We start from the raw sequence: 26,161 nt of genomic DNA, 5'->3' as shown, positions 1-26,161 counted from the left end.
CCCCAGCCTAGCCGCCCAAAGCGTCCAAGGCCTGCTCCAAATCGGCCCAGAGGTCTTCAACGTTTTCAATCCCGACGCTCAGGCGGACCAGGTTGTCCGGTACGCTGACCGGTTCGGCCGCGTGGCGGCGTCGTCGTTCAATCAGGGATTCAACCCCGCCCAGCGAGGTGGCGGGCAGCCACAGGTGCAGGGCACGGACCACCTTGTCCGCAGCGTCGGCCCCGTTGAGGCCGCCGGCCGGGGCGATCTGCACGCACAGGATGGAACCGAAGCCCTTCATCTGCGACTTGGCGCGCTCGTGGCCTGGATCCGTCTCCAGTCCCGGGAACCGGATGCTCTCGATCCGGGGATGGTTACTCAGCCGCTCGGCAAGGACGGCCGCCGACGCCTGCGAACGCTCGATGCGCAGCGCCAGGGTCCGCAGCCCGCGCAGTGCAAGCCAGGCTTCGAACGGGCCTGCGATACCGCCGTGGATGATGCGGTGGTGCAGCAGCTTTGCGCGGATCGCAGCGTCGGAGGTCACCAGGGCGCCCAAAACGACGTCGGAATGTCCGGCCAGGTATTTGGTCACGGAATGGAGGACGACGTCGGACCCCAGGTTCAGCGGCTGCTGGACGAGTGGCGTGGAAAACGTGTTGTCGGTGACAACGATCGCGCCTGCCTCGTGGGCGGCAGCGGTCAGGGCACGGATGTCAGCGATGCCGAGCATCGGGTTGGTGGGGCTTTCCAGCCACAGCATGCTGGCGGGCTTGCCCTCCGCCGGAGCGAGCAGGGCCTTCACGGCATCGGTGTCCGCGATGTCCACGGTGCGAAGTTCGAACAGGCCCTTCTCCGCGAGTTCCGTTGCCATCACCAATGAACCGGCATAGCTGTGCGACGGCATCACCAGCACTCCCCCGGCCGGGATGAGGGACAGCGCAGAACTGACGGCGGCCAGCCCGGAGGCGTACAGCAGCCCTGGGAGGGACGCCCCCTCCAGCTGGCCCAGGGCTTCTTCGAACGGATCCCACGTGGGATTGGAGTAGCGCCCGTAGCCGCGGTCGCCGTCTGCGAGCGGTCCCGTCCCGAAATAGGTGGAGGACAGGACGATGGGCGGGTTGACGGGCGCATCGCGTTTGCGGGCCGGGCGGCCGGCGGCCACAACCACCGTTTCAGCCGACAGCGCGGCCGCTTGCTGTTCGGAAAGACTCATGGTGAAAGAGTACGTGGGAGGCCCACAGCGCAGGAAAGGCGTTACGGCCCGGCACCTACGGTGTCAGTGATTATCGGTAGGCTGGTCATGTGACTACCCAGAACCCCGGACTGTTCATCGCCTTCGAAGGCGGCGACGGCGCAGGCAAGTCCACGCAGGCCGCAGCACTGGCCGGGGCCCTTGATTCGCGCGGCTTCACGGTGCTGCGCACCCGGGAACCGGGCGGCACGCCGATCGGTGAAAAGCTGCGGTCCCTTGTACTGGACCACGGCCACGGCCACATCGACGCCCGCACCGAAGCCCTGATCTTTGCCGCATCCCGTGCCGCCCACGCGGACCAGGTCATCCTGCCCGCCCTGGAACGCGGCGACATCGTCCTCACGGACCGTTACATCGATTCCTCAGTGGCCTACCAGGGCGCCGGACGGGAACTCGGAACCGATGCCGTGCGCGAACTGAACGAATGGGCCACGTCGGGCCTTCAGCCGGACCTGACCGTGCTGCTTGACGTCGACCCCGCCGTGGGCCGTCTCCGCCGCACCGCCGGTGACGCCGCCGAAGACCGGATGGAATCCGAAGCGGACGAATTCCACGCCACGATCCGTACCGCTTTCCTTGACCTCGCCGCGGGCCGGCCGGACCGTTACCTGGTGCTGCCGGCCCACCTGCCCGTCGCCGAGCTGGCCGGGCTCATCCTGGCACGGGTGGATGCGCTGATAGGGGCCCGGCAGGCCACCGCAGAAGGCGTTGCCCCATGACGGTATGGGACGATCTGCAGGGCCAGCCCGCCGTCGTCGCCCAGCTCCGCCAGGCCGCACAGGGCGAAGGCCTGACCCATGCCTGGCTGTTCACCGGGCCGCCCGGATCCGGCCGGTCCAACGCCGCTAAAGCCTTTGCCGCCGCCCTCAACTGCGACCAGGAGGACGTCACCCAGCGCGGCTGCGGCGAATGCGCCGCCTGCCTGACCATCCTGGGGGAAACGCATTCGGATGTGGCCTTCGTCCGCACCGAAAAAGTCACCATCACCATTGATGAAGCCCGGGACCTCGTGTCCACGGCGGGAAACCGCCCCTCGTCCGGACGCTGGCGGATCATCGTCGTGGAGGATGCCGACCGCATGGCGGAACGGACCACGAACGTGCTGCTCAAGGCAATCGAGGAGCCCACGCCCCGCACCGTGTGGATGCTGTGCGCGCCGTCGCCGGCGGACGTCCTGGTCACCATCCGTTCCCGCTGCCGGCCGGTGGCGCTGCGGCTCCCCCCTGCTGCCGACGTCGCGGCGCTGCTGGTGAGGCGCGACGGCGTGGATCCGGCTCTTGCTGAACGCGCGGCCCGCGCCGCCCAGAGCCACGTGGGCATTGCCCGCCGGCTCGCCCGGGACGCCGACGCCCGCGAGCGGCGCATGGAAACCGTCCGCTTTCCGCTGGGACTGCGGGGCATCACCGCCGCGGTCCTGATGGCCGAAAAGCTGGTGAAGATCGCCACCGAGGAAGCCAACAGCTCCAACGAAGTGCGCGACGCCGAAGAAAAGGCGGCGCTGCTGGCCACGCTCGGGGCACCGGAAAGCGGCACCCTGCCGCCCGCCATGAGAAGCCAGCTCAAGCAGCTCGAGGATGACCAGAAGCGGCGGGCCAAACGTTCCATTACCGATTCCCTTGACCGGACCCTCACGGACCTGCTCTCGTTTTACCGTGACGTGCTGATCATCCAGATGGGGAACGCCGTGGAACTGGTGAACGTTGAACTCACGAGCGAGCTGGCGGAGTTTGCCGCCCGTTCAGGTCCGGAGGCAACACTTGCCCGGATGGATGCCATCAACAAGGCGCGACAACGGATCACCACCACCAACGTGGCGCCCCTGCTGGCCATCGAATCCATGGCGGCGAGCCTGATCTAGTGCCGCCCCGCCCAACCCCCTCCCGCCGCCGTATGTTCGCCCGAGCCCACGCCAAGTCCCTCAAGGAGCCCTGCATGAAGCCTGCCCGACGTCTGCCCCTACGGTCACGGTCCGGATCGGCCGTGGCCAAGGCAGCTGCTGGCACCCTGGCCGTGTTGCTCGCCCTGACAGGCTGCACCCTGCTGGGCCAGTCCGACGGCGGATCGGCCGGCGGGAGCACCGGCAAAGCGGACCCGTCCATCGCCGAAGCGGCTCCCGAAGAGCTCCGGAGCTTCTACTCGCAGGAAGTTTCCTGGACGTCCTGCGAGGACAAGCTCGAGTGCGCCAAAATCAAGGTCCCCGTCGACTACACGAAGCCCGCCGGCGACAGCATCGAGATCGCGGCCCTCAAAATGAAGGCAACGGGCAAAAAGACCGGCAGCCTGCTGGTGAACCCCGGTGGTCCGGGCGGTTCGGGCTACGACTTCGTCAAGGACGCCGGTGCGACGAACGTTTCCAGTGAAGTGCGTGCCCGCTACGACCTGGTGGGCTTCGACCCGCGCGGAGTGAAGCGGTCCGCCCCCGTCACGTGCCTCACCGACCAGGAACGCGACGAGTCCCGCACCAAGAACTACGACCTGAGTTCGGACGCCGGCCTCGCAGCCGCCCTCGCCGACAACAAGGCAACGGCGGCCAAGTGCGCCGAAAAGACCGGCCCTGTGCTGGCGCACGTGGACACGGTCAGCGCTGCCAAGGACCTGGACATCCTGCGGGCCGTGGTCAACGACACCAAACTGAACTACCTGGGCTACTCCTACGGCACCTTCCTGGGATCCACCTACGCCTCCCTGTTCCCGGACAACGTGGGCCGCATGGTGCTGGACGGCGCCCTGGACCCTTCCCTCAGCAACGAGGAGCTCACCAGCGGCCAGGCCCGCGCGTTTGAGAAGGCAATCCGCGCCTACGTGGCGAAGTGCCTCGCGGATAGCGGCTGCCCCCTGACCGGCACCGTGGACAGCGGCGTCCAGCAGATCCGGGACCTGGTGGAGTCCGTGGACGCGAGTCCGCGGCGCGCCCAGGACGGCAGGATGGTGACCGGCTCGGCCTTCGTCAGCGGCCTCATTTTGCCCCTGTACAACGACGACAACTGGCCGTTGCTCACCCAGGCGCTGGACGCGGCCCTCAAGGGCGATCCCTCGCCGATGCTGCGGCTGGCCGACTTTGGCGCCGACCGCGACCCGAGCGGCAAATATACGTCCAACAGCGCCTTCGCTTTCAACGCCATCAACTGCCTGGACTACCCCATGGTGACGGACCCTGCCGCCATGCGGGCCGAAGAGCAGAAGCTGCGGCAGGAATCCCCCACCCTGGGCTACTTCTTTGCCTACGGCGGCACCAACTGCCAGGACTGGCCCTACAAGAGCATCCGCACGCCGGCGCCCGTGGAGTACCCGGGCTCGGCCCCCATTGTGGTGGTGGGCACCACGGGTGACCCCGCGACGCCGGTGGAATGGGCGGGGGCCCTGCGCAAGCAGCTGGGCAACGCGTCGCTGGTGACGTGGAAGGGGGAAGGCCACACGGCGTACGGGCGCTCCAACAGCTGCGTCACCGACGCCGTGGACGGCTACCTCCTCACCGGAGAGGCGCCTGCGGATAACACGCAGTGTTAGGCGGGCGCACCGCCGCGTTGCCGTAAGCCGCGTTGCCGTAACCGGCTAAGCGGACCGGGGCTCCAGCAGCACCGGCAGGTCACGGACGGACTGCACGACGGCGGTGGCACCCGCCGCTCGCAGGGCCGGCTCCCCGTGCGCCCCCGTGAGGACTCCGGCCACCGTGGTGGCACCGGCCCGCAGTCCCGATTCGATGTCCGCGCAGCTGTCACCCACGACGGCAACCTTCCGGACATCGTCCAGGTCCAGCGCCAGGACGGCTGTCAGGATCATGTCCGGATAGGGCCTGCCCCGCCCTGCGTCGGCCGGGCAAAGGCTCAGGTCCGCCAGCCCCATCCAGCCAAGGCTTTCCAGCACCATGTTCTGCGTGTGGCGACCGAACCCGGTGGCCAGGCAGACCATGATGCCGGCCTCCCGCAGCCAGCCAATGGCGTCCTCGGCGCCGGGAACGGCCCGGATGATGCCGTCTGCTATCAGTTCATCGCAGCTGCGCTCGAAGAAAGAGTTCGCCGCGGCCGTCCGTGAACGGTCCTCGAACAGATGGCTGAAGACTTCAAGTTTCGACGTCCCTGCGGTGTCCCGTGCGTACCGGAGCATGCGCTCAAACGGCGCCGACCCTTCCGCCACACCCTGGTCCGCCAAGGTGCGGGTCATGGCACGCTCCAGCAGGCCGCCGTCGAACACTGTTGTTCCCACCATCGCCAGGACGGCCAGCCGGACCTCGTGCCGGAGATCTTCGGCGGCACCCGGCTGCGTGCGGGCCGCTGCCGGCGCGGTTTCCCATACTTCCCGTGCGGATGCGTCTGCTGTGTCCGGAGTCATGGCCCAAGCCCCTTCGCTGAGAAACGGCCGCCGACGCGGCCGCAAGTGGTCGTTCCACAGTGCAGGCGCTCCCGGACACCCTGCTGAACCCGCCCTGACGGCCGGGTGAACATCCAGACAACGTCCAAGACGGCTCCCCGGCGGGCACATGAATGGCTCATTTTGACCCGGGGAAGGGACTCTATTACAGTTGTCTCTTGCATGATCCGCCCGGTTCTTCCGGGAATTTCATGCGGTGCTTCCTTAGCTCAGTCGGTAGAGCGTTTCACTCGTAATGAAAAGGTCATCAGTTCGATTCTGATAGGAAGCTCGGGAAGAACCCCGTGTTGTCGCTGGTTCGGTGACGATGCGGGGTTTTTTACTGGCATATCTGTGGTCGCCGTTTGAGCTCAAGGCGACCGTACGGCACACATTGAGCACGGGGAATTGACCCGCCTGATGCGCGACGAGACGTCGGCCGGCCACGTGACCGCCCCGGGTGCCCGCTCCGAAAATAGCAGCGCGACGACGCCGGCTTCCGCGTGTTCAGGCCGGGGCCGACCGCACTCTCCGGCGGTACCTGATGTTGTTGACAAGTGAGACGGCGCTGGCCGAGAGAAGAATCCAGCCGGGCAAGGAAATGACGATCACTTGCCGTGTGGCCTTGTCATCGTAGGGAATCTGCAGGGTTCCGCTGATGTCGTCGGGGTGGTACGCGACCTCGATCGGATCGCCGATTTCGTGTGCACAGGGCTCAGCTCCGAGGCCTGGACGAGTCCGGTAGGCAACTCCGTCCACAATCAGCTCGGCGATCGGTGAGCAGATGCCCTTGGAGGCGATCTCTTGGTCGACGACGGTTCCGTTAGTGAACACGCTGCCTTCCTGGGGAGAGTGGCTATTGAAAGTGATCACCCAAAGGATGGCGATGATGATCCCTGTGATGGATACGCGGGGCCCGAAGTGCGGCTCCTTGATGGGTGGCCGCGTTGGTGCTGATTCGGTGTCCATGATGCTCCAGGGGCTTTCCGAGGTCGATGGTCTCCATAAGGAGACATGCGTAGATCAGTATTCCTCATCGACCGCAGGTGGATGCACTGCCTGCAAGGCATGCCGGGTCGTCACCGGCGTTTGAAGGTGACCCCTCCGATGAGACCTGCCAGTGCTGCCGGCAGGGCGAACAGGCCAAAGATCTGCGGCATGAACGATGGCGGCGTGGTGATCATCGTGGCCAGGCCCACCAGCGCCACCGGAGCGGCAACGCAGAGCGTTACCCACAGCGGATACTGCCGGATCTGGGACCAGACTGCGGCGGCGATGGACGCTGCCGATCCCGCGAGCATGAACAGCCTGCCCACACGCAGCCGCTCTACAAACTCCGGTACCGGCTCGTAGGCGAACAACATGGTCCGCTCCAAGGAAATGCCTGTCAGGATGATGGAAAGACCCACCAGGCCTGCCCAAGGCAGCGCCCGGCTGCTCCACCACCGGCGCACGACATAGCGTTCGCCACTCGGTGAGTTCGTCACCCTGTGATCTTATCCGCTGGTCTGTCCACGGCCACCGGCAACAGCCGGAGCTATTGTATTCCTGCAGGCCGTCCGAAACGCTTGAGCTGTGAAACCGCATCCTTCCGACCAGGCTGCTCCAGGCGGCCCGGCGCTGCCGGGTTCGCCCTGGAAGATGGTGCTTGGATTCGGTCTGGTCAGCCTGGCTGTCGACGCCGTGTCCGACGGCGCACGTCCTCTCGCCGGCCCCCTGCTGGCCCAGCTCGGTGCCTCCGCCTTGGTGGTCGGGCTGGTCACGGGCGCTGCCGAGGCCGCAGCCCAGGGGCTCCGGCTGATTTTTGGCCCATGGGCGGACCGCACTGGTAAGTACTGGACTTTCACGCTTGCCGGCTATGCACTGACAGTGCTGAGTGTTCCCCTGCTGGCTGTTACACCGTTTGCGGGAGCCGCGGGGCTGCTGCTGGCGTCCGCAATGATCATCGGCGACCGCGTGGGCAAGGCCGTGCGGAGCCCTGCGAAGACTGTCCTGCTCGCCTCTGTTGCCGGGCCAGTCGGACGTGGACGCGGTTTCGCCGTGCACAAGTCCCTCGACCTTGCCGGCGCGTTTGCTGGGCCCCTGATCGCCTCCGCGGTCATCGCGGCCACCGGGGCACTGTGGCCGGCTTTTGCGGTCCTGGCCCTTCCCGGGGCCCTTGCCATGGCCCTCCTGTTCCGGATGCGGCCCCGCGTCCCCGACCCACAGCGAGCGGCTGAACTACTGGAAACGCCGGATGCGGGAGACACCCCGCGCGCCCCTGGCACCCGAGGTGCCCCGGGCGCCCGGGGTGCGCCGGGACTTGTCGCCAAGCCGGGGGGACGCCTTCCTCCTGTGTTCGTCCTCTTCGCCGCCTCCGCGTTCTTCTGGAGTGCTGGCCTGGTGGCCTTCGGCGTCATCGCGTTCCATCTGACGGCCGCGGTTGATACCCCTGTTTCCGCCGTCCCGCTGGTTTATGCTGCCGCCATGGCGGCAGCGGCGCTGGGAGCCCTCGCCAGCGGATACGGCTACGACCACGCCGGCGGTGCCGTGCTCCTTGTCCTGCCGGTCCTTGTTGCTTTGATCCCGGTCCTGGCGTTCTCCCCCACTTTGGGACCTGTGCTGGCCGGGGTCCTCGTATGGGGAGCCGCCACGGGCATCCAGGACTCAACCGTGAAGGCGCTGGTGGCCGATCTGGTGGTGCCGGCCAGGCAGGGGACAGCTTATGGCATCTTTGCCGCCTTCGAAGGGGGCGGCGCACTTGCCGGTGGAGCCTTGTACGGCGCGCTCTACGGCTCCCGTCCGGCGCTCATTGCCGCCGTGGCGGCCCTGCAGTTGGTGGCTATTGTTCTGCTGATAGCCACAGTGGTCCGGTCACGCCGCCGCCCCGTTGCGGTGCCGGAGCCGGGTCCGGAGCCTGAATGACATTTTCCGGAGTTCACCAAAAGCCAGCACCGCGGACGCCAGCAGCACGCACATTCCCCAGTGGTAGGCATCCATGGACGCGGTCCCGAACGCCCCCTGCAGAAACGGCATCTCAACGACGGCCACCTGCAGGGCCACAGCCAGTGTGACAGCACCCCACAGCCATTTGTTGACGAACAGGCGGTGAAAGGCGCTGGAGGTCTCGGAACGCGAATTGAACGCATTGAACAGCTGGGCGAACACCAGGGTGGTGAACCCGGCGGTACGCGCCACCTGCAGGGAATCGTCACCCTCCACCAGGCCGCCCGGCAGGAAGATGTCGATACTGAGCAGGGACGCGAGTCCCATGACAAGTCCCACCGAAAGGATGCCTGACCACATCCGTCTGCCGATGATCCGCTCGGTGGTCGCACGCGGCCTGCGGGCCATGACGTCGTCGATCTCCGGGTCCACCCCCATGGCGAGCGCCGGTCCGGAATCCGTCACCAGGTTGATCCAGAGGATCTGGGTGGCCAGCAAGGGAAGCGCCACGGCTTCACCCGGTGCGTCGGCCAGGCCCAGCGCCCCGGCGAAAACGACGCCGAGGAACACGGTGAACACCTCGCCCATGTTGGAGGAGAGCAGGTAGCGAAGAAACTTTTCGATGTTCTCAAAGATGATGCGGCCCTGGCGTACGGCCGCGACAATGGTGGCGAAGTTGTCATCGGCCAGGATCATCTTGGATGCTTCCTTGGTCACTTCCGTCCCGGCGATGCCCATCGCGATGCCAATATCCGCAGATTTCAGCGCCGGCGCATCGTTGACCCCGTCCCCCGTCATGGCCACCACGTTGCCCTGAGCCTGGAGTGCATCGATGATCTGCAGTTTGTTCTGCGGGGCCACCCGTGCATAGACCGATGTGGCGGCAGCAACGGCGCGCAGCCCTGCCTCGTCCAGCGCGTCGAGTTCCGCCCCGGTGACGGCCCGCTCCCCGGCCCCCGCTATCCCCAGGTCGCGGGCGATGCGTGCCGCACTGAGCGGGTGGTCTCCGGTAATCATCAGCACCCGAATTCCGGCGTGCTGGGCCGCGGCCACCGCGGCGGCGGCCTCCGCCCGGGGAGGGTCGATGATGCCCACCACCCCGAGGTACACGAGCGTGCTTTCATCGGCTTCGTCCAGTACCTCAAGTTCGTGCCGGTCCTCGTCCCCGTACCGACGATAGGCGACGCCGAGCGTCCGGAAGGCCTGCGCGGACAGGGCATCCACCGCAGCGAGTGCCTGTTCGCGGCGCCTGTCGTCCAGCGGGACAATGCTTTCACCCACCTGCACCCCGGTGCAGCGTCCAAGCAGCACGTCCGGGGCTCCCTTGGTGATGAGGGACAGTGTGCCCAGCTCCTTATGGTGGGCCACCGCGGACATCAGCTTGCGCTCCGAGGTGAACGGCACTTCACCGTGGCGTTCATATTCGCCGACGCGCTCGGTAACACCTTCGAGCTTGCGTGCCGCGACAAGGAAAGCAGCTTCGGTGGGGTCCCCCTGGATCTCCCACTCGCCGTCGTGCTCCTTCAGCTGGGCGTTGTTCGCAAAGGTGCCGCCGGCCAGGACCAGCCCCGCTTCAAACAGGACGGCCGGATCAATATCGTCCCGGCCGTCCTGGCGGGCACCGCCCTCGGGCCGGTACCCGACCCCCGTCAGTTCCACCTCGCCCGAGGCCGTGACAATCCGGCCCACCGTCATCTCGTTCCTGGTCAGTGTCCCCGTTTTGTCCGAGGCGATCACCGTGGCGGAGCCGAGTGTTTCCACCGAGTGCAGTTGCTTGACGACGGCGTTGCGGCGGGCCATGCGCTGCACGCCCAACGCCAGCACGACGGACAGGATGGCGGGCAGTCCCTCGGGGACAGCCGCCACGGCCAGCGATACCCCGAGCAGCAGGACGGTCACAAGATCGCCCAGGGAGGTGACGCCGTTAACCGCAACCACGGTGGCCATCACGACGACGGCGATGACGATCACCGTCGTGCCCAGCAACCGGCTCACGCCCGCAATTTCCTTTTGCAGCGGAGTCGGCTCCGCTACCGTCCGCTCCAGCATCCCGGCGATGGCGCCAACTTCAGTGTCCATGGCTGTTCCCGTCACCACCGCCCGGCCCACGCCCTGGGCGACGGCCGTGCCTTTGAACACCATGTTCAGCCGGTCCCCCAGCGGAACATTTCCCGCCAGGGTTCCCGGGGCCTTGGAAACCGGTTCACTTTCGCCGGTCAGGGAGGCTTCGCTGACCCGGAGCGAGGTGGCGGTGAGCAGGCGGGCATCCGCGCCAACGGCGTCGCCTTCGCCCAGGGCAAGGATGTCGCCGCGAACGAGTCCCGCTGAAGGCACCGTCTGCAGCTCGCCGTCGCGGAGGACCGTGGAGTTGGCCGCTGTCATGACCTGCAGGGCCGCCACGGCGGTCTCGGCTTTGTTCTCCTGGACGAAGCCCAGCACCGCATTGAACAGGACCACGGCACTGATCACCAGCGCATCGACCGGAACGCCGCGGGCACCTTCCACCGTCCAGGCCACCACCGAAATGGCGATCGCCGCCAGCAACAGGTAGATCAGCGGGTCCTGGAACTGGGACAGGACCCTTCGCCACCACGGTACCGGCGGCGCGGACTCGAGCTGGTTGGGACCGTCACGCTCGAGCCGGCGGGCAGCTTCGTCCGAGGTGAGACCGGTACCGGGGTCAACGCCGTAGGCGGCCACCGCCTCGGCTGCATGGCGGATGTGCCAGGAGCCGGCGTCATGAAATGCCACCTGGCGGGGAGCATCCGTCATGCCGCTGTCACCCACATGCCCCTACACTCGCTCACCGGCCGGGGCACCGCAAGGGGCCAAGGGCACCGGTCATGGCCTCGCCTTACCGGCCCGCCCACACCGACGCAGCACCGGAGTGGCCGGTGATGATGCTCTGGTAGATCAGCACCGCACCGGCAACGGCTCCGGCCGTCAGCAGGGCAATCCGCGCTCCACGGCTGCCCCCCAGCCGGCCAATGAAGCCCAGGCTGCCAAGGCGCTCCAGACGACGGGCAAAGGGCTCGTAAGTGACCGCCAGCATCACTGCAGTCACCGCAAAAAAGGCCACGGCAAGATATTTCAGCACGTCGCCCTGTTCAACGTGCTCGTGGAGAAGCTGTGAGGCCGGGCGGGCTTTTTCCAACTGCTCGCCGGCCTGCGCGGTGACCAATGTCAACGGGACGAGCCCCAGGGCCAGCACACCCAGCGGCCACGCCAGATACTGTTGCGCGGCGCGCCACACGCCGTACACGATGGCCGCCAACCCGGCGAGCGGAGCCAATACGACGACGCCGTGGATGAGCAGGATATGGGCAGGCAGCCCGGCAATTTCGATCATTCGATTTCCTCCAATGCGACGTTGAATACCCCGATGGACTGATGTGCTGACGCTCCGGCCGCTCCACCGGGCCCCTATGATGCTCGCATGGGAGAGCAACAATTGGCGGACATTGCCTCCGCGCTCTATCGGCTGCCGCTCGAGGGATTCGTGGCGGCCCGGGCCGCGGCGGCAAAGGCTGCTGCCGCGGAGAACGGGCGGGACCTTGCAGAGGCTGTCCGTGCCCTGCCCAAACCCTCGGCCGCTGCCTGGGCGGTGAACATGCTTGCTGTGCATCGACCGGGCTCACTCCGGGAGCTCGGTGAGCTTGGAGCCGCCATGCGGCGCGCCCAGGAAGACCTCGACGCCGGCGCCCTCCGCACGCTCTCCCAGGAGCGCCGCCAGCTCCTCACCCGCGTGATTGGGACGGTACGTGAAGTGGCCGAGCAGCAGGGGCGCAAGGTGAGTGCCGCCGTGGCAGCCGAGGTGGAATCCACGTTGCGGGCCGCCACTGTTGACGAGGGTGCGGAGGACGCCGTGCGGAGCGGCCGGCTGCTCCGTGTGCTTTCGGCGGACGGTGTGGACAGGGTGGACCTCCGGGATGCAATGGCCGTCCCCGGCGCCCTCGCACTGCCGGCAGAGCCGCCGTCGGACGCTGGCCCGTCCGTGGAGACCGCCCCGCCGGACAGCACCGCGCCTGCAGCCTCTGCCGGCCGGCCGCGGTTGAAGGCGGTGGGGACGAAGCGGTCTGCTCCCACGCCGTCGGCGGTCGTCCGGGCAGAGGCGCGCCTGGCCGAAGCGGAAGAGGCCGCCCGGTCAGCCGCGGACGAAGCCACGCACCGCGCAGCGGAATTCGAGGAAGCCGTCCAGGCAATGACCCGGCTGGACGGAGAAGCCCGCAGCCTTCGCGCACGCCTCAAAAAGGTGGAGGAGGAGTTCGAGCTGGCAAGGAGACGGCGCGAGGCCGCTGCTGCACAGATGCAGCTGGCCGCCCGCGCCGCGGAGAGGGGCCACCGGGCAGAGGTCCTCGCCAGGGAGAGGGTGCTCCGGCTTCGCAACACGCCGGACTGAGTGGCCTTTACTGTCAGAGGCCGGTTGCACACTGGATTCATGGACAAGAACCTCAGCACCAGCCAGGCACCCACCCCGGTAACCCTCGGCGACGTCATGGAGCACCGGGAATTCCACGTCACCTTTTTTGATACCGGCTGCGGCCTGATCCGCACGGAAGCCTTCGACACGTTGCCGGAAGCAGAGCGGTTCGCCAGCCGGAACGTTTCCGATGAGGAGGGCTGGGCCATTATCGACGCCGTGCCCGTAGAGCAGGGGCGGCTGGCGGCCTGAGGATACGCAGGAGGCCCCGCACTGCGTGAGTGCGGGGCCTCCTGACCGGGACTGATTCACCGGGCTTTGCCGACGACGTTTAGGCGAAGTCGGAAACGGCCGGGTCCGCGCCGATGCGGCCGGTACCTTCAGCTGTCCGGTCCAGCCCGTTGATGGCCTGGATGTCGGCCTTGTCCAACGTGACGTCGAGGGCCGCGTAATTTTCGCGGATCCGGGACTCCGTAACGGATTTCGGGATCACCACGTTGCCGATGGCCAGGTGCCAGGCAATGACCACCTGGGCCGGCGTGGCATTGTGCTTGGCCGCGATTTCCGCGATGGCCGGGTGCTCCAGGAGCTCGCCGCCCTGGCCCAGCGGCGACCACGCCTGCGTGAGGATGCCCTTGGATGCATTGAATTCGCGCAACTCGGCCTGGTTGAAGAACGGGTGCAGCTCAATCTGGTTGATGGCCGGGACAACGCCGGTCTCATCAATGATCCGCTGGAGCCCCTCGGTGGTGAAGTTGGAAACACCGATGGACTTGACCCGGCCGCGCTTCTGCAGTTCGATCAGCGCCTTCCAGGTGTCCACGTACTTGTCCTGCTTCGGCTGCTGCCAGTGGATCAGGTACAGGTCCAGGGTTTCGAGGCCGAGGCGCTCCATGGATGCCTCAAAGGCCGCGAGGGTGGACTCGTACCCCTGGTCGGCATTCCACAGCTTGGTGGTGATGAAGATGTCCTCAGGCTTCAGCCCGGAGCGTTCGATGGCGCGGCCCACGCCTGCTTCGTTGCCGTAGATCTTGGCGGTGTCGATGTGGCGGAATCCGGCTTCGAAGGCCTGGACCACTACCTTTTCCGCTACGTCGTCCTCAACCTGCCACACTCCGTAGCCAAGCTGGGGAATGGTGTTGCCGTCGTTGAAAGTCAGTTCAGGAGAAAGAGTCATTACTTCATAGTGCCAACCACGGCACCGCCCGGCCAGTGAAAACGGCCCGCTAAGCTAGGCGCTTAACCGGGAATAGCCGCCCCCGCCCGCCGTCTGGCCGGGCCGGTCCCCCTTGGCCCCTAAGTGTCCTGGGGCTGGTCCGCAAGGCGCCGTTCGGCATCGGCGATCTGTTCAAAAACCGACTCCGCCCGGCGGCGGACCGAGGCGGCGCCCACCGGGACGGGCCCGACGGCGAGGCGCAGCATCGCTGCCGCCTCCGCTGTGGTGGCGAGCGAGTTGCCTGCCTTGGACAGGGAACGGTGCACGCCCGCCAAGGCTCCCGGGATGTCCAGTCCTTCGCTGGGGGAACGACGCTGGGCTTCGACGCACACCTGCCGGACCCGGACGGCGAGGCCGGCGAGGTCGTTGGCGATCTCCACAAGCTCGCCATACAGCTCGTCGTCCTCCACGCCTTCGAGGACCTGATGGAAACGGTCAAGCCCGCGAAGGAAACGGTCATGGGCGCGGCGCCACAGCCCCTTTCCGAGCTCGGCGTCGTCCTTGCGCCCCTGGCGGGCGGCTGCGAAAAATGCCACGCGGAACCTAAAGGTATTGGCCGGGACCGTGGTCCGGGTCCTCCGGCTCGCCTGCCCGTTCCCCGCCGGGATGCGGTGCCCGGGCGCGCTGCGGCTCCCCGTCTTCGCCGATTACGACGCCGGGCGCGATCACGGTGCCGGGCGGCAGCTGGCGCAGCTGCCGCTGCGCCACGGCGTGTTCGCGGGCGGCGTGCTGCGCGGCGATGGCGGTCTGGATGCCGTGGAACAGCCCTTCCAGCCAGCCGACCAGCTGGGCCTGGGCAATGCGCAGTTCCGCGTCGGACGGCGTGGCCTGTGCCGGAAACGGCAGGCTGATCCGTTCCAACTCTGCGACGAGTTCCGGCGCCAGCCCGTCCTCGAGTTCCTTGATGGAGCGTTCATGGATCGCTGCGAGGCGCCCGCGTGCGGCTTCATCCAGGGGCGCCGACTTCACTTCATCCAGCAACTGCTTGATCATGGTGCCGATCCGCATCACCTTGGCGGGCTCGTCCACCAGGTCCTGGAGGTTGCTTCCCTTCGGCCGGGTTCCGTCCCCAGGGTTCGACGCCGCACCGGAAGGGGCCGCGTTGTCGAGAGTGGTGCCCTCTACCGGGTCCTCAACAGCAGGCTGAGTGTCGTTCGGATCGCTCATGGGTTCATACTCTCACGAGCCGCCCGCGCAGGCGCCAGTCGATGAACCCAGTTGACCCTGACGGACCCGGCGGCCCCGCGACGGACCCGGCGGACCCGGGGGACCCGGGACGGACCCGGAAAGGCCAAGGGCGCGGAAAGGCCGAGAGCGCCGTCGGATCTTAACGATCCGGCGGCGCCCTCGGCGCAGGTGTGCCTAGCGGCAGCCGTTCAACAACAGCGGCCCTGGGGATTGCTGTCCTGCCGGTCCGTGTGGTCCCGCCAGAACTCGCGCTCTGTCATGGGCGCTTCCTCATGTCCCGAGGCCGCATGGTGCTCCAGGTATTTCGCATAGGCGTCCGCACCCATCACTCCGCCGAAGTACCGGGCGAAGCCGCGGAACCCTTCGAGTATTGCGTTCATGACCGTCTCCCGTCAGTGGTGGGCGGACTTTTCCAGCCGCAGATCGGCGGGAAGTTTGTTCCACTCGGCCACGAGTTCCCGCTCGGCCGGCGTGGGGATGAACCCCGCCGGTGCGTAGGCCCGGGACGGCAACGCAGGGTCCTCGTGGTCGGCGTGGGCAACGCCGTTTCGTGCATCGCGGAACGCCTTTGCTGTGGCCACTATCGCCGTGATGATGACGATGATGCTCAGCACCACGAAGATGACCGACAGCCAGCCCTGGATCATGGTGTTGCGGACCACGGCCTCCATGGCCGCGACGCTCTTGGCCGTGCCAAATTCCGTCTTTCCGTCGGCCAGGGCCTTGGCGAAGGCTGCGTTGTTGGCGAAGTAACCCACGGCCGGAACCGGCGAGAAGATCTTCTGGAAGCTGGCGGTAATGGTGACGACCGCTGCGAAGGCAAGCGGAAGGGCCACGATCCAGAGGTACTTGAACGAGGCCCGCCTGGCGGCGATGGCCAGGCAGACGGACAGTGCGATGGCTGCGAGCAGCTGGTTGGCGATTCCGAACAGCGGGAACAGCGTGTTGATGCCGCCCAGCGGGTCAGTGACGCCCATCAGCAGCACAGCTCCCCAGGCGCCCACCATGATGGCCGTGCAGAGCCAGGCTCCCGGACGCCATGAGTGTTCCTTGAACTTGGGGATGAGGTTGCCGATGGAATCCTGCAGCATAAAGCGGGCCACGCGGGTGCCGGCGTCCACGGCGGTCAGGATGAACAGCGCCTCGAACATGATGGCGAAGTGGTACCAGAACGCCATCATCGCGGTGCCGCCGATGAACTGCTGCATGATGTGGGCGAGGCCCACAGCGAGCGTGGGTGCGCCGCCGGTGCGCGACACGATGCTTTCCTCGCCGACGTTCCTGGCGGTTTCCGTCAGGAGATCCGGAGTGATGTTCACCCCGGCAAGACCCAGGCTGTTGACCCAGGTGGCGGCAGTTTGCACGGTGCCGCCGGTCAGGGCTGCCGGGGAGTTCATGGCGAAGTACAGGCCGCGGTCGATGGAGATGGCTGCGACGAGGGCCATGATGGCCACGAAGGACTCCATCAGCATGCCGCCGTAGCCGATCAGGCGGGCCTGGCGTTCCTTTTCGATCAGCTTCGGGGTGGTGCCGGAGGAGATCAGCGCGTGGAAGCCGGAAAGCGCCCCGCAGGCAATGGTCACGAACAGGAACGGGAAGAGCGCGCCGGGGAACACCGGCCCGTTCTCCCGGCTCGCAAATTCGCTGAAGGCCGGGACAGTGATTTCGGGGCGGACCACGATGATGGCCAGCGCCAGCATAACGATCACACCGATTTTCATGAACGTGGAGAGGTAGTCTCGCGGTGCCAGCAGAAGCCATACCGGAAGGATGGCGGCGATGAAGCCGTACACGATCAGGCCCCAGGCGATGGTGACCTTGTCCAGGTGGAAGAACGCCGCGCCCCACCCGGTGCCGGCGACGGCGCCGCCGCCGATGATGGCGGCCATGAGCAGCACGAAGCCGATCAGGGACACTTCAAGGACCTTGCCGGGGCGGAGGTAGCGCAGGTACACGCCCATGAAGAGGGCGATGGGGATGGTCATCCCCACGGAGAAGACACCCCAGGGGCTTTCGCCCAGCGCGTTCACGACGACGAGGGCCAGGATGGCCACGATGATCACCATGATGAGCAGGGTGGCAACCAGGGCGGCGGTTCCGCCGATCACACCGAGTTCCTCACGGGCCATCTGGCCAAGCGAGCGGCCGCCCCGGCGCATGGAGAAGAACAGGACGAGATAGTCCTGCACCGCTCCGGCCAGTACGACGCCGATGATGATCCAGATAGTGCCGGGAAGGTACCCCATCTGGGCCGCAATGACCGGGCCCACCAGGGGGCCGGCGCCTGCAATGGCCGCAAAGTGGTGCCCGAACAGGACGTTCCGGTCAGTCCGGACGTAGTCCTTGCCGTCAGCCTTGTACTCGGCAGGAGTAGCACGGCGGTCGTTCGGCCTGGTGATGTACCGTTCGATCACCTTGGAGTAGAAGCGGTAGCCGATCAGGTACGTGCAGACAGAGGCGAACACAAACCAGATTGCGTTGACTGTTTCGCCGCGGACGATGGCCAGCATGAACCAGGCAACGCCGCCAAGCAGGGCGATGGCCGCCCAGATGGCGATTTTCGCAGGTGTCCATTTGCGCTCTTCGGCCTCCAGGACCGCCTCGTCCACCGATGTTGGCGGAAGCTTTGGATCCGGCACCAGCGCGTCCTCCGATAATGCTGTCCGCGCCTTGCCATCCGGCATTTTGCCCATGTCTCCTCCTCGAGAACCCCAGCTGAAATTGATCTCCCCATCGCACCATACCAACGCCGGCGACGCACGGATACTGCTTTGGGACGGAGGGCCCTGTATGCCTCGCCGAACGGTCGGACAGCAGCGTTGAGTGGCAGGAGACGGGGGCCCGGCTAGGGGTTGACCCGGGAATTCAACTGCGCCATCCGCGCTTCGCAGAGGTCCAGCCACCGGACTTCGGCTTCGGTCTGGAAGATCAGCGAATCCAGAACAAGCAGCCAGGCGACGTCCGCCCCGCGCTGGCTGGCAGAGGCGTCCCGACGGGACTTGGTGTAGTCCTGCAGCGCCTTCATGGACGCGACGCGCTGGGCTTGGATGACGGCTGCAACATCGACGCCGGGAATGGTCACGGCGAGGGCGAGCTTGATGGCGAGTTCGTTCCGGGGAGGGTTGCCGCGGCCCACCGGGGCCTGGAACCAGCCCGCGACTTCGCTCCGGCCAGCGTCGGTGATGCTGTAGATGACGTGTCCCTCGCCGTCGCCGCCGTCTTTCCTAACGAGCCCATCCCGTTCCAGCCGGTCCAGCGTGGTGTAGACCTGCCCGATGTTCAGCGGCCAGGCGGAGCCGGTGCGGTCCTCGAACTCAACCCTCAACTGGTAGCCGTAACGGGGCTTGTCCTGGAGCAGGGCGAGGAGACTATGGCGAATGGACATGCTGCCCCCTGATGTCGCAAAGACGACGGCATACACGCGCCCCCAAGACGCGTGCATACCGCGTATGGAATTACAGTAGCGTGATTTACCCGGGGGGGGCAATACCGGGTATTCATTCGCGGCTCCGGGTGGCCGGCTACATCACCAGCAGGACCTTACCCACGTGGTCGCCGGAGTCGAAGTATTCGTGGGCCGCGCGCACCTGGTCCAGCGGGAAGGTCTTGGCCACCAGCGGCCGGATGCGCCCGTCGGACAGGAGCGGCCACACGGCCTCCCGGACGGCATTCATAATTACGCCCTTCTCTGCCACCGGACGCGGACGCAACGCCGTGCCGATGATGGCGGCCCGCTTGCTGAGGAGCTTGCCCAGGTCCAGTTCGGCTTTAGTGCCGCCCTGGAGGCCGATCACAATCAGACGGCCGTAGTCCGCCAGGGCGTCAACATTCTGCTGGAGATATTTGGCACCCACCACGTCGAGGATGACGTCGGCACCGTGCCCGCTGTTTTGGGCCCGGAGGGCTTCGGGAAAATCCTCTTCGGTGTAATTGATGGCGATGTCCGCGCCGAGGAAGGCCTTGGCCGTACCAACCTTCTCCGCCGTTCCGGCCGTAGTGGCCACCGTGGCACCGAAGGCCTTGGCGAGCTGGATGGCCATGGTGCCGATGCCGCCGGTGGCGCCATGGATCAGCACCGTCTCACCCGGCTGGAGCTGCGCCGTCATGATCAAATTCGAGTAGACGGTGGCCGCCACTTCGGGGAGGGAGGCCGCGGTAACAAGGTCCACGCCGTCGGGAATTCTCAGTACCTGTTCGGCGGGGACGGCCACCTGCTGGGCGTAGCCGCCGCCCGCAAGCAGTGCCACCACCCTGTCCCCAACGGAAAACGGCTTGGACACGCCGGTCCCGAAGCCCGCTATCCGGCCGGAAACTTCCAGGCCAAGGATCTCCGACGCTCCGGGCGGCGGAGGGTAGAAGCCCCGGCGCTGCTGGACATCAGCGCGGTTGAGGCCTGCGGCGACGACGTCGATCAGCACCTCGCCGGGCCCGGGAAACGGCGCCGGGACCTCGCGCACTTCGAGCACCTCTGGCCCGCCGGCCTTGCTCACGTAGACGGCCTTCATGGTGAACCCCGATTCCTAGCTACTTCCTGCCACAAAAATAGTGCGCAGCGGCAGCGCCTGCCCGCAAACGCTCCGGTCGGTTTTTGTCGCAGCCAACTGCCTATGAAACACTACTCGGTAAGGAAGGTTGTCCGAGCGGCCGAAGGAGCTGGTCTTGAAAACCAGTGTGCGGTAACCCCGTACCAAGAGTTCGAATCTCTTACCTTCCGCGAAGAAAGCCCCGGGTCCTGAACCATCAGGACCCGGGGCTTTTTCCGTTAAGGGGACGTGTGGACCGGGACCATTGAAAGTGTCGGCGCTCCGCAATAGTGTCTGGTTTGTCTGCACCGACCAAGCCTTCCCCGCGGTCCCGTCTGCCGCGGATACCGACAGGAGCCACCATGCCCAGCCCTGACATCACTCCCGGCGCACCCTGCTGGATCGACCTCATGACCTCTGACACCGACAAGGCACGGCAGTTCTACGGCGAACTGTTCGGCTGGGAATTCCAGGCGGGCGACCAGGAAAAGTACGGCGGCTACATCACCGCCACGAAGAACGGCCAGTCGGTGGCCGGCCTCATGCAGAAGGACGACAGCCAGGCAGGGATGCCTGACGCCTGGTCCACCTACCTGCGTTCCGACGACGCCGCCGCCACGGCTGCCGCCGTCACCGAACACGGCGGCCAGGTCTACATGCCCCCGATGGACGTACCGGAACAGGGGGTCATGGCCATCTTCGGCGATGCCACCGGCGCGGCCATCGGCGTCTGGCAGCCGCGTGAAATGACCGGTTACCAGCTCGTGGCCGAGCCCGGCGCACCGGCGTGGCACGAGCTTCACACCAAGGACTACCCTGCCGCCGTCAAGTTCTACGAGGACGTCTTCGGCTGGGACACCGCCGTCATGAGCGACACCCCCGAGTTCCGTTACACCACCCTGGGGGCCGGGGACGCGGCGAAGGCGGGCATCATGGACGCCTCCGCCTACCTGCCGGCCGACGTTCCGTCCAACTGGCAGGTCTACTTCGCCGTGGAGGACGCCGACGCCTCCATAGAAAAGGCCGTCAGCCTGGGCGGGCAGGTGATCGACGGACCGGACGACACCCCGTTCGGCCGGCTGGCAACCCTTGCCGACCCCACCGGAGCGTTGTTCAAGGTTGTGGCCGACACCGGGCAGGGAGCCGCAGATCCGGCACATTCAGGAGATACCACCGGGGCCTGAAACGCCCCCGCGTTTCATTTAAGTAAATTGATATAAGAAATACCGGCCAGCTGCTCCCATCGGAGCTACTGGCCGGTATTCTTTTGGCATGTCCGGCGCATGGGGTGGGCCGGCATACGCAAAAAATCAAAAACACTGTTGCCGGGACTGGGCCGATGCCGCCCCGTGGCTGGCCGTGAACGTTTCGCTGGGGGACGTCTCGCAGAATGCACGCTGAATCAACCGCACGTTCATTCGACTCTGTTTTGCTGTGCCGGAAACTACTTGACCAGGAGTAAAGTCCGGGCCCTTTGTCCGTGCCACAAAGCCGGACACATTCCACTGAGCCCTTACCCGGGGCACCCTAATGAGAGTTAGAGCGGATGAAACGCACACCATGGAAGATTGCGCTGGGAACGGCGGTGTCAGCGGGGCTCATTGCGGCTCCGCTGGCCGCCGTTCCCGCGTTTGCAGTGGAGGTCTCACCGGCCGCTGCGGGCACGTCACCGGTCGTCATCAACGAGGCTTACCTCAGTGGCGGCAGCTCCGGAGCGGCCTATAAGAACAAATTCGTAGAGCTGTACAACGCGTCTGATGCGCCGGTGGCCCTGGACGGCTGGTCCCTGCAGTACCGCTCCGCCACGGGCACGACCGCGCCGAGCAGCACGGCTCCGCTCGCCGGTACGATCCCGGCCAAGGGGTATTACCTGCTCAAGGGCGGCAGCAACGGCACCGTCGGCCTGGATCTTCCCGCCGCCGATGTGACCGCCACCGGATTCAACCCGGGGGGCGCTGGCGGCACGATCGTCCTGGCCAAGCAGACCGCGGCCCTGAACCCGCTGGCCACCGGCTCGGTAATCGAGCCTGCCAACGTTGCGGACCTGCTCGGCTACGGCACCTCCAACACGTTCGAGACCAAGGCCGCCACCGCCCCGGGAAGCAACACCGACGTCAGGAGCCTGAACCGCAGCGGCGGCGTGGACAGCAACAACAACTCTGCCGACTTCACGCTCAACGCCGCCATCACGCCCAAGGCCGCCAACGGCGCAGCCGAGCCCGCACCGGTTGACCCGGGGCCGGTCACCCCCTCGGAACTGAAGAGCATTGCCGAGATCCAGGGCGCCGGCGCGGCCAGCCCGTTCCCCGGCACCGCCGTCACCACCCGCGGCAAGGTGACCGCGGCCTTCCCGACCGGCGGCTTTAGCGGCTTCTACCTCCAGACCCCGGGAACCGGCGGTGACCTGACGCCGGCCAACCACACGGCGTCGGACGCCATCTTCGTCTACTCCCCCGCAACGGTGGGCTCCGTCGCGATTGGCGACTACGTCGAAATCACCGGAACCGTGGCCGAGTTCTATGGGATGACCCAGGTGAACGTGGCTGATGCTGTAGGCCTGAAGAAGCTTGATGAGGCCGCCCCGGAAGTGAAGTCCACCGGCTTCACCCTCCCGGCGGACGAAGCCTTCCGCGAATCCCTCGAAGGCATGCTGCTGACGCCGCAGGGACCGGTGACGGTCACCGACAACTACTCCCTGAACCAGTACGGCGAAATCGGCCTGGCAGGCGGCACCACTACGCTGGAGCAGCCCACCGCCGTCGCCCCGTACGGCTCCGCCGAATACACGGCAACCGTGGCGGCCAATGCCGCCCGCGGCATTAAGCTCGACGACGGCGCCACCACCAACTTCCTCAAGGACGCCACCACCAAGGCGCAGGTACTGCCGTACCTGACCACCGCGGATCCCGTCCGCGTGGGCGCCCCCGTGACGTTCCAGACCGACGTGGTGCTCAGCTACGCCAACAACTCCTGGAAGTTCCAGCCGCTGACCCACCTGACGCCGGAAAACGCCGGCATCATCCAGCCCGCAACCTTCGGTGCCACCCGCGCCGAGGCCCCCGCCGCCGTCGGAGGCACCCTGAAGATTGCCTCCTTCAACGTGCTGAACTACTTCCCCACCACCGGTGACATGCTGGCGGGCTGCACCTTCTACACCGACCGCGACGGCAACCCCATCACCGTCCGCGGCGGCTGCGACGCCCGCGGTGCAGCCAACGCCGAGAACCTGAAGCGCCAGCAGGACAAGATCGTGGCGGCCATCGGCAAGTCCGGTGCCGACGTCGTGTCCCTGATGGAAGTTGAGAATTCGGCGCAGTTCGGCAAGGACCGCGACGACGCCCTGGCCAAGCTGGTAGAGGCCCTGAACATTCCCACGCCGGGGATCTGGGACTACGTCCGCACACCCGCCAACGCTCCCCCGCTGGCAGACGAGGACATGATCCGCACCGCGTTCATCTACAGGAAGGCTGCAGCGGAGCCGGTGGGCGAATCCATCATCCACAACGACACGGTGGCTTTCGCCAGCGCCCGCAAGCCGCTGGCTCAGGTGTTCAAGCCGGTTGGCGCGTCCGATGACAAGAAGTTCATCGCCATCGCCAACCACTTCAAGTCCAAGGGCTCGGCTGCAACTCCTGAAGACACCGACAAGGGCCAGGGCGCCTCGAACCTCGCCCGCACCGAGCAGGCCAAGTCGCTGCTCGCATTTTCGAACGACCTGCAGGCGTCCAAGGGCACGGACAAGGTCTTCCTGATGGGCGACTTCAACGCCTACGCCAAGGAAGACCCCATCAACGTCCTCACGGCCGCCGGCTACATCAACCAGGACGAGAAGGCCCGGAACGCGGACGGATCAGCCAAGCACTCCTACCTGTTCGGCGGCCTGACGGGTTCCCTGGACCATGTCCTCGCCTCGCCGGGTGCGGACTCGGTGGTCACCGGCGCCGACATCTGGAACATCAACTCCGTGGAGTCCGTGGCGCTGGAGTACAGCCGGTATAACAACAATGTGACCAATTACTATGCGCCGGACCAGTTCCGGGCCAGCGACCACGACCCCGTGGTGGTGGGCCTCGATCTGCCGGCCGCACCGGTCCTGCCGCCGAGCGTTGACCTGAACTTCCTGGGCATCAACGACTTCCACGGACGCATCGACTCCAACTCGGTCCTGTTCGCCGCCACCGTCGAAAAGCTCCGCGAGGCTGCTGCCCCCGGCGCCACCGCCTTCCTGTCCGCAGGCGACAACATCGGAGCCTCGCTGTTCGCGTCCGCCGTCGCCAAGGACCAGCCCACCATCGACGTGCTGAACGCCCTGGAGCTGCGCACGTCCGCCGTGGGCAACCACGAGTTCGACGGCGGCTGGGCGGACCTGCGCGACCGCGTCATCGCCGGCGGCAGCAATGCCACGTTCCCGTACCTCGGGGCCAACGTCTATAAGAAAGGCACCACGGAACCGGCCCTGCCTGAATACACGGTGCTGGATTTGAACGGCGTCAAGGTGGCCGTGATCGGCACGGTCACCCAGGAAGTGCCGTCACTGGTCACGCCCGCCGGCATCACCGAGCTTGAGTTCGGCGATCCGGTTGACGCGATCAACCGCGTCGCCGCGAAGATCACCGCGGACAAGCTCGCCGACGTCATCATCGTGGAAGACCACGACGGCGCCGGTTCCGGTACGCCCGAGGGCACCACTCTGGAACAGGAAGTCGCTGCCGGCGGCCCCTTCGCCAAACTGGTCAACGAAACCTCCCCCGAGGTGGACGCCATCTTCACCGGGCACACCCACAAGCAGTATGCCTGGGATGCTCCGATGCTGGATGCCAGCGGCCAGCCGACCGGCAAGACACGCCCCATCGTCCAGACCGGCAGCTACGGCGAGTTCATCGGCCAGATTCAGCTGACCGTCGACACCGCGACCATGCAGGTCACGGGCTACAAGGCCGGCAACGTCAAGCGCACTGTGCCCACCACCACGGAAACGGCCGCTGACCTCGTGGCCAAGTACCCGCGCGTGGCAGCAGTCAAGACGATTGTGGACAAGGCCTTGGCAGAGGCCGCGGTGGTCGGGAACCAGCCGGTCGGAAAGGTCACTGCCGATATCACCACCGCCTTCACACCCGCCACGGTAACCAGCCCGGCATCCCGTGACGACCGCGCGAACGAATCCACCCTGGGCAACCTCGTGGCGGATTCACTCGTGGACGCCCTCGGGGCACCGGACCTCGGCGCCGCCGAAATCGGCGTCGTAAACCCCGGCGGATTGCGCAACGAGCTGTACTACGCGCCGGACGGAACCATCACCTACGCGGAGGCTAACGCCGTGCTTCCGTTCGTGAACAACCTCTGGACCACGTCCCTGACGGGGGCCCAGTTCAAAACGCTCCTGGAACAGCAGTGGCAGACCAACCCGGACGGCACGGTCCCGAGCCGCGCCTACCAGCAGCTGGGGTTGTCCAAGAACGTCAACTACACCTACGACGCCGCCCGCACCGCAGGTGACCGCATCACGTCCATCCGGGTCAACGGCTCGCTCGTCGACCCGGCCAAGTCCTACCGGATCGGTACCTTCAGCTTCCTGGCAACCGGCGGCGACAACTTCCGGATCTTCACGGAAGGAACCGGCACCAAGGACTCTGGCCTCGTGGACCGGGACGCCTGGATCAAGTACCTGCAGGGGCACAACCCGGTATCGCCGGACTTTGCCCGCCGCACCGTGGCTGTCGTGAACACCACGGCCGCCGAGGTCAAGGCCGGGGACTCCATCACGCTGGCGGTCTCCAAGCTGGACCTCACATCCCTGGGCAGCCCGGTCAACACCTCGCTGGCCGCTTCCTTCACCGATGCAGCGGGTACCGTGACGCAGCTCGGCAGCATCCCGGTGTCCGGCGGAGCAGCGGCAGTGGACGTGAAGGTCCCGGCCGGCGCGGCTGCCGGCGCCGGAACCCTGGTGCTCACCGCTGCCGAGTCCGGGACCGTGGTCAAGACCGCAGTCCAGGTTGCCGACAGCGGCCCGGTACCGCCGGTCTGCACAGCACCGGTGAAGCCGGAGCGGCCCGCGGACCTCGTGGGCCAGGCCAACTACGGAACCGCAATGGCCGCCTACCGCAAGTGCCTGAAGGGCTAGTTTTCCCCGCCTGACAGCAAATGAACGTGCCCCGCCCCGGGGCCGGGACCCCTCGGACTCCCGGCCCCGGACGCGGGGCACGTTTCGTTTGGCTGCGACGCTCTCTCACTGCCGGCCGGCCTTCCAACGACGCTCTCTCACTGCGTCGAAGAAAGTGAGAGAGCGTCCCGGTGGTTGAGGGCGATGGTCT

21 protein-coding genes and 2 tRNA genes are annotated in these 26,161 nt (G+C 66.5%); 10 read left to right on the top strand and 13 right to left on the bottom strand.

The annotated features are described in order from the left end of the window. Positions 1-7: 7 nt before the first annotated feature. Positions 8-1,192 (bottom strand): trans-sulfuration enzyme family protein, encoded by a 1,185-nt coding sequence (locus AC1MDG_RS03680; protein ID WP_479807639.1) that lies wholly within the window; start codon positions 1,190-1,192, stop codon positions 8-10. 89 nt (positions 1,193-1,281) lie between these two features. Between AC1MDG_RS03680 and tmk the strand changes: the two genes are divergently transcribed. The 3 genes from tmk to AC1MDG_RS03665 all read left to right on the top strand — a co-directional run bounded on the left by tmk (position 1,282) and on the right by AC1MDG_RS03665 (position 4,738). After that, positions 1,282-1,950 carry a dTMP kinase gene (gene tmk / locus AC1MDG_RS03675; RefSeq protein WP_479807637.1) on the top strand — a complete coding sequence of 223 codons (669 nt, stop codon included), beginning with the start codon at positions 1,282-1,284 and terminating at the stop codon, positions 1,948-1,950. After that, positions 1,947-3,089, top strand: a complete 1,143-nt coding sequence (locus tag AC1MDG_RS03670; protein ID WP_479807635.1) for a DNA polymerase III subunit delta' — start codon at positions 1,947-1,949, stop codon at positions 3,087-3,089. The genes tmk and AC1MDG_RS03670 overlap by 4 nt, the downstream gene beginning before the upstream one ends. Positions 3,090-3,163: 74 nt before the next feature. Further along, positions 3,164-4,738, top strand: a complete 1,575-nt coding sequence (locus AC1MDG_RS03665) for an alpha/beta hydrolase (protein ID WP_479807633.1) — start codon at positions 3,164-3,166, stop codon at positions 4,736-4,738. A gap of 45 nt (positions 4,739-4,783) precedes the next feature. Here the strand turns inward: AC1MDG_RS03665 and AC1MDG_RS03660 are convergent, their stop codons facing one another. Further along, positions 4,784-5,560 (bottom strand): HAD family hydrolase, encoded by a 777-nt coding sequence (locus tag AC1MDG_RS03660; protein ID WP_479807631.1) that lies wholly within the window; start codon positions 5,558-5,560, stop codon positions 4,784-4,786. 237 nt (positions 5,561-5,797) lie between these two features. Between AC1MDG_RS03660 and AC1MDG_RS03655 the strand changes: the two genes are divergently transcribed. Continuing rightward, positions 5,798-5,870 (top strand) — tRNA-Thr (locus AC1MDG_RS03655). 215 nt (positions 5,871-6,085) lie between these two features. Here AC1MDG_RS03655 and AC1MDG_RS03650 read toward each other — a convergent pair. Continuing rightward, a complete protein-coding gene (locus AC1MDG_RS03650) occupies positions 6,086-6,547 on the bottom strand; it encodes a hypothetical protein (protein ID WP_479807629.1) in 462 nt (153 codons plus the stop codon). Positions 6,548-6,657: 110 nt separating this feature from the next. Continuing rightward, the gene (locus AC1MDG_RS03645; RefSeq protein WP_052500473.1) at positions 6,658-7,065 is read right to left on the bottom strand and encodes a hypothetical protein; all 408 of its coding nucleotides are present in this window, start codon (positions 7,063-7,065) and stop codon (positions 6,658-6,660) included. 88 nt (positions 7,066-7,153) lie between these two features. Between AC1MDG_RS03645 and AC1MDG_RS03640 the strand changes: the two genes are divergently transcribed. Further along, on the top strand, positions 7,154-8,482 hold the full coding sequence (locus AC1MDG_RS03640; protein ID WP_479807627.1) for an MFS transporter: 1,329 nt from the start codon (positions 7,154-7,156) through the stop codon (positions 8,480-8,482). Here AC1MDG_RS03640 and AC1MDG_RS03635 read toward each other — a convergent pair. Together AC1MDG_RS03635 and AC1MDG_RS03630 are read right to left on the bottom strand one after the other, a co-directional pair. Next, positions 8,432-11,275, bottom strand: a complete 2,844-nt coding sequence (locus AC1MDG_RS03635; protein WP_479807626.1) for a cation-translocating P-type ATPase — start codon at positions 11,273-11,275, stop codon at positions 8,432-8,434. The two genes, AC1MDG_RS03640 and AC1MDG_RS03635, sit on opposite strands and share 51 nt — an antisense overlap. A gap of 82 nt (positions 11,276-11,357) precedes the next feature. After that, on the bottom strand, positions 11,358-11,852 hold the full coding sequence (locus AC1MDG_RS03630; RefSeq protein WP_479807624.1) for a hypothetical protein: 495 nt from the start codon (positions 11,850-11,852) through the stop codon (positions 11,358-11,360). 87 nt (positions 11,853-11,939) lie between these two features. On the opposite strand from AC1MDG_RS03630, the gene AC1MDG_RS03625 reads away from it, so the two are divergent. Next, entirely contained in the window at positions 11,940-12,902 is a 963-nt protein-coding gene (locus AC1MDG_RS03625) for a hypothetical protein (RefSeq protein WP_479807622.1), read from the top strand. Between the two features lie 39 nt (positions 12,903-12,941). Continuing rightward, the gene (locus AC1MDG_RS03620; RefSeq protein ID WP_479807620.1) at positions 12,942-13,175 is read left to right on the top strand and encodes a hypothetical protein; all 234 of its coding nucleotides are present in this window, start codon (positions 12,942-12,944) and stop codon (positions 13,173-13,175) included. 79 nt (positions 13,176-13,254) lie between these two features. Here AC1MDG_RS03620 and AC1MDG_RS03615 read toward each other — a convergent pair whose 3' ends face one another. The 7 genes from AC1MDG_RS03615 to AC1MDG_RS03585 all read right to left on the bottom strand — a co-directional run bounded on the left by AC1MDG_RS03615 (position 13,255) and on the right by AC1MDG_RS03585 (position 19,832). Beyond that, positions 13,255-14,100 (bottom strand): aldo/keto reductase, encoded by an 846-nt coding sequence (locus tag AC1MDG_RS03615; RefSeq protein WP_479807618.1) that lies wholly within the window; start codon positions 14,098-14,100, stop codon positions 13,255-13,257. A 119-nt stretch (positions 14,101-14,219) separates the two neighbouring features. Further along, entirely contained in the window at positions 14,220-14,675 is a 456-nt protein-coding gene (locus AC1MDG_RS03610) for a hypothetical protein (protein WP_043478295.1), read from the bottom strand. 7 nt (positions 14,676-14,682) lie between these two features. Continuing rightward, positions 14,683-15,306: a bacterial proteasome activator family protein gene (locus tag AC1MDG_RS03605; protein ID WP_043478292.1), complete on the bottom strand. Its 624-nt coding sequence runs from the start codon at positions 15,304-15,306 to the stop codon at positions 14,683-14,685. Positions 15,307-15,515: 209 nt separating this feature from the next. Continuing rightward, complete coding sequence (locus AC1MDG_RS03600; RefSeq protein WP_043478289.1) at positions 15,516-15,707, bottom strand: YbdD/YjiX family protein; 192 nt, start codon at positions 15,705-15,707, stop codon at positions 15,516-15,518. A gap of 12 nt (positions 15,708-15,719) precedes the next feature. Beyond that, positions 15,720-18,020: a carbon starvation CstA family protein gene (locus tag AC1MDG_RS03595; RefSeq protein ID WP_479807615.1), complete on the bottom strand. Its 2,301-nt coding sequence runs from the start codon at positions 18,018-18,020 to the stop codon at positions 15,720-15,722. 152 nt (positions 18,021-18,172) lie between these two features. Next, positions 18,173-18,712: a PadR family transcriptional regulator gene (locus AC1MDG_RS03590; RefSeq protein ID WP_479807613.1), complete on the bottom strand. Its 540-nt coding sequence runs from the start codon at positions 18,710-18,712 to the stop codon at positions 18,173-18,175. Between the two features lie 136 nt (positions 18,713-18,848). Further along, on the bottom strand, positions 18,849-19,832 hold the full coding sequence (locus AC1MDG_RS03585) for an NAD(P)H-quinone oxidoreductase (RefSeq protein ID WP_479807611.1): 984 nt from the start codon (positions 19,830-19,832) through the stop codon (positions 18,849-18,851). A 121-nt stretch (positions 19,833-19,953) separates the two neighbouring features. Here AC1MDG_RS03585 and AC1MDG_RS03580 point away from each other — a divergent pair. The 3 genes from AC1MDG_RS03580 (at position 19,954) to AC1MDG_RS03570 (ending at position 25,971) form a co-directional block, all read left to right on the top strand. Then, positions 19,954-20,041, top strand: a tRNA-Ser gene (locus AC1MDG_RS03580). Between the two features lie 171 nt (positions 20,042-20,212). Beyond that, the gene (locus AC1MDG_RS03575; RefSeq protein WP_043478277.1) at positions 20,213-21,034 is read left to right on the top strand and encodes a VOC family protein; all 822 of its coding nucleotides are present in this window, start codon (positions 20,213-20,215) and stop codon (positions 21,032-21,034) included. Positions 21,035-21,396: 362 nt separating this feature from the next. Then, positions 21,397-25,971: an ExeM/NucH family extracellular endonuclease gene (locus AC1MDG_RS03570; RefSeq protein ID WP_479807609.1), complete on the top strand. Its 4,575-nt coding sequence runs from the start codon at positions 21,397-21,399 to the stop codon at positions 25,969-25,971. Positions 25,972-26,161: the final 190 nt, after the last annotated feature.

The organism is Arthrobacter sp. AIWTK1 (assembly GCF_056680535.1).
Note: the sequence above shows the minus strand (reverse complement) of the source record. Positions and strands in the feature narration are given on the sequence as shown.

Coding starts and splice junctions, on each gene's coding strand:
- AC1MDG_RS03620 (WP_479807620.1), top strand. CDS start 12,942: ATGGACAAGAACCTCAGCACCAGCCAGGCACCCACCCCGGTAACCCTC.
- AC1MDG_RS03605 (WP_043478292.1), bottom strand. CDS start 15,306: ATGAGCGATCCGAACGACACTCAGCCTGCTGTTGAGGACCCGGTAGAG.
- AC1MDG_RS03650 (WP_479807629.1), bottom strand. CDS start 6,547: ATGGACACCGAATCAGCACCAACGCGGCCACCCATCAAGGAGCCGCAC.
- AC1MDG_RS03635 (WP_479807626.1), bottom strand. CDS start 11,275: ATGACGGATGCTCCCCGCCAGGTGGCATTTCATGACGCCGGCTCCTGG.
- AC1MDG_RS03595 (WP_479807615.1), bottom strand. CDS start 18,020: ATGGGCAAAATGCCGGATGGCAAGGCGCGGACAGCATTATCGGAGGAC.
- AC1MDG_RS03590 (WP_479807613.1), bottom strand. CDS start 18,712: ATGTCCATTCGCCATAGTCTCCTCGCCCTGCTCCAGGACAAGCCCCGT.
- AC1MDG_RS03570 (WP_479807609.1), top strand. CDS start 21,397: ATGAAACGCACACCATGGAAGATTGCGCTGGGAACGGCGGTGTCAGCG.
- AC1MDG_RS03625 (WP_479807622.1), top strand. CDS start 11,940: ATGGGAGAGCAACAATTGGCGGACATTGCCTCCGCGCTCTATCGGCTG.
- AC1MDG_RS03680 (WP_479807639.1), bottom strand. CDS start 1,192: ATGAGTCTTTCCGAACAGCAAGCGGCCGCGCTGTCGGCTGAAACGGTG.
- AC1MDG_RS03600 (WP_043478289.1), bottom strand. CDS start 15,707: ATGAACGCAATACTCGAAGGGTTCCGCGGCTTCGCCCGGTACTTCGGC.
- AC1MDG_RS03665 (WP_479807633.1), top strand. CDS start 3,164: ATGAAGCCTGCCCGACGTCTGCCCCTACGGTCACGGTCCGGATCGGCC.
- AC1MDG_RS03585 (WP_479807611.1), bottom strand. CDS start 19,832: ATGAAGGCCGTCTACGTGAGCAAGGCCGGCGGGCCAGAGGTGCTCGAA.
- AC1MDG_RS03575 (WP_043478277.1), top strand. CDS start 20,213: ATGCCCAGCCCTGACATCACTCCCGGCGCACCCTGCTGGATCGACCTC.
- AC1MDG_RS03670 (WP_479807635.1), top strand. CDS start 1,947: ATGACGGTATGGGACGATCTGCAGGGCCAGCCCGCCGTCGTCGCCCAG.
- AC1MDG_RS03660 (WP_479807631.1), bottom strand. CDS start 5,560: ATGACTCCGGACACAGCAGACGCATCCGCACGGGAAGTATGGGAAACC.
- AC1MDG_RS03615 (WP_479807618.1), bottom strand. CDS start 14,100: ATGACTCTTTCTCCTGAACTGACTTTCAACGACGGCAACACCATTCCC.
- AC1MDG_RS03630 (WP_479807624.1), bottom strand. CDS start 11,852: ATGATCGAAATTGCCGGGCTGCCTGCCCATATCCTGCTCATCCACGGC.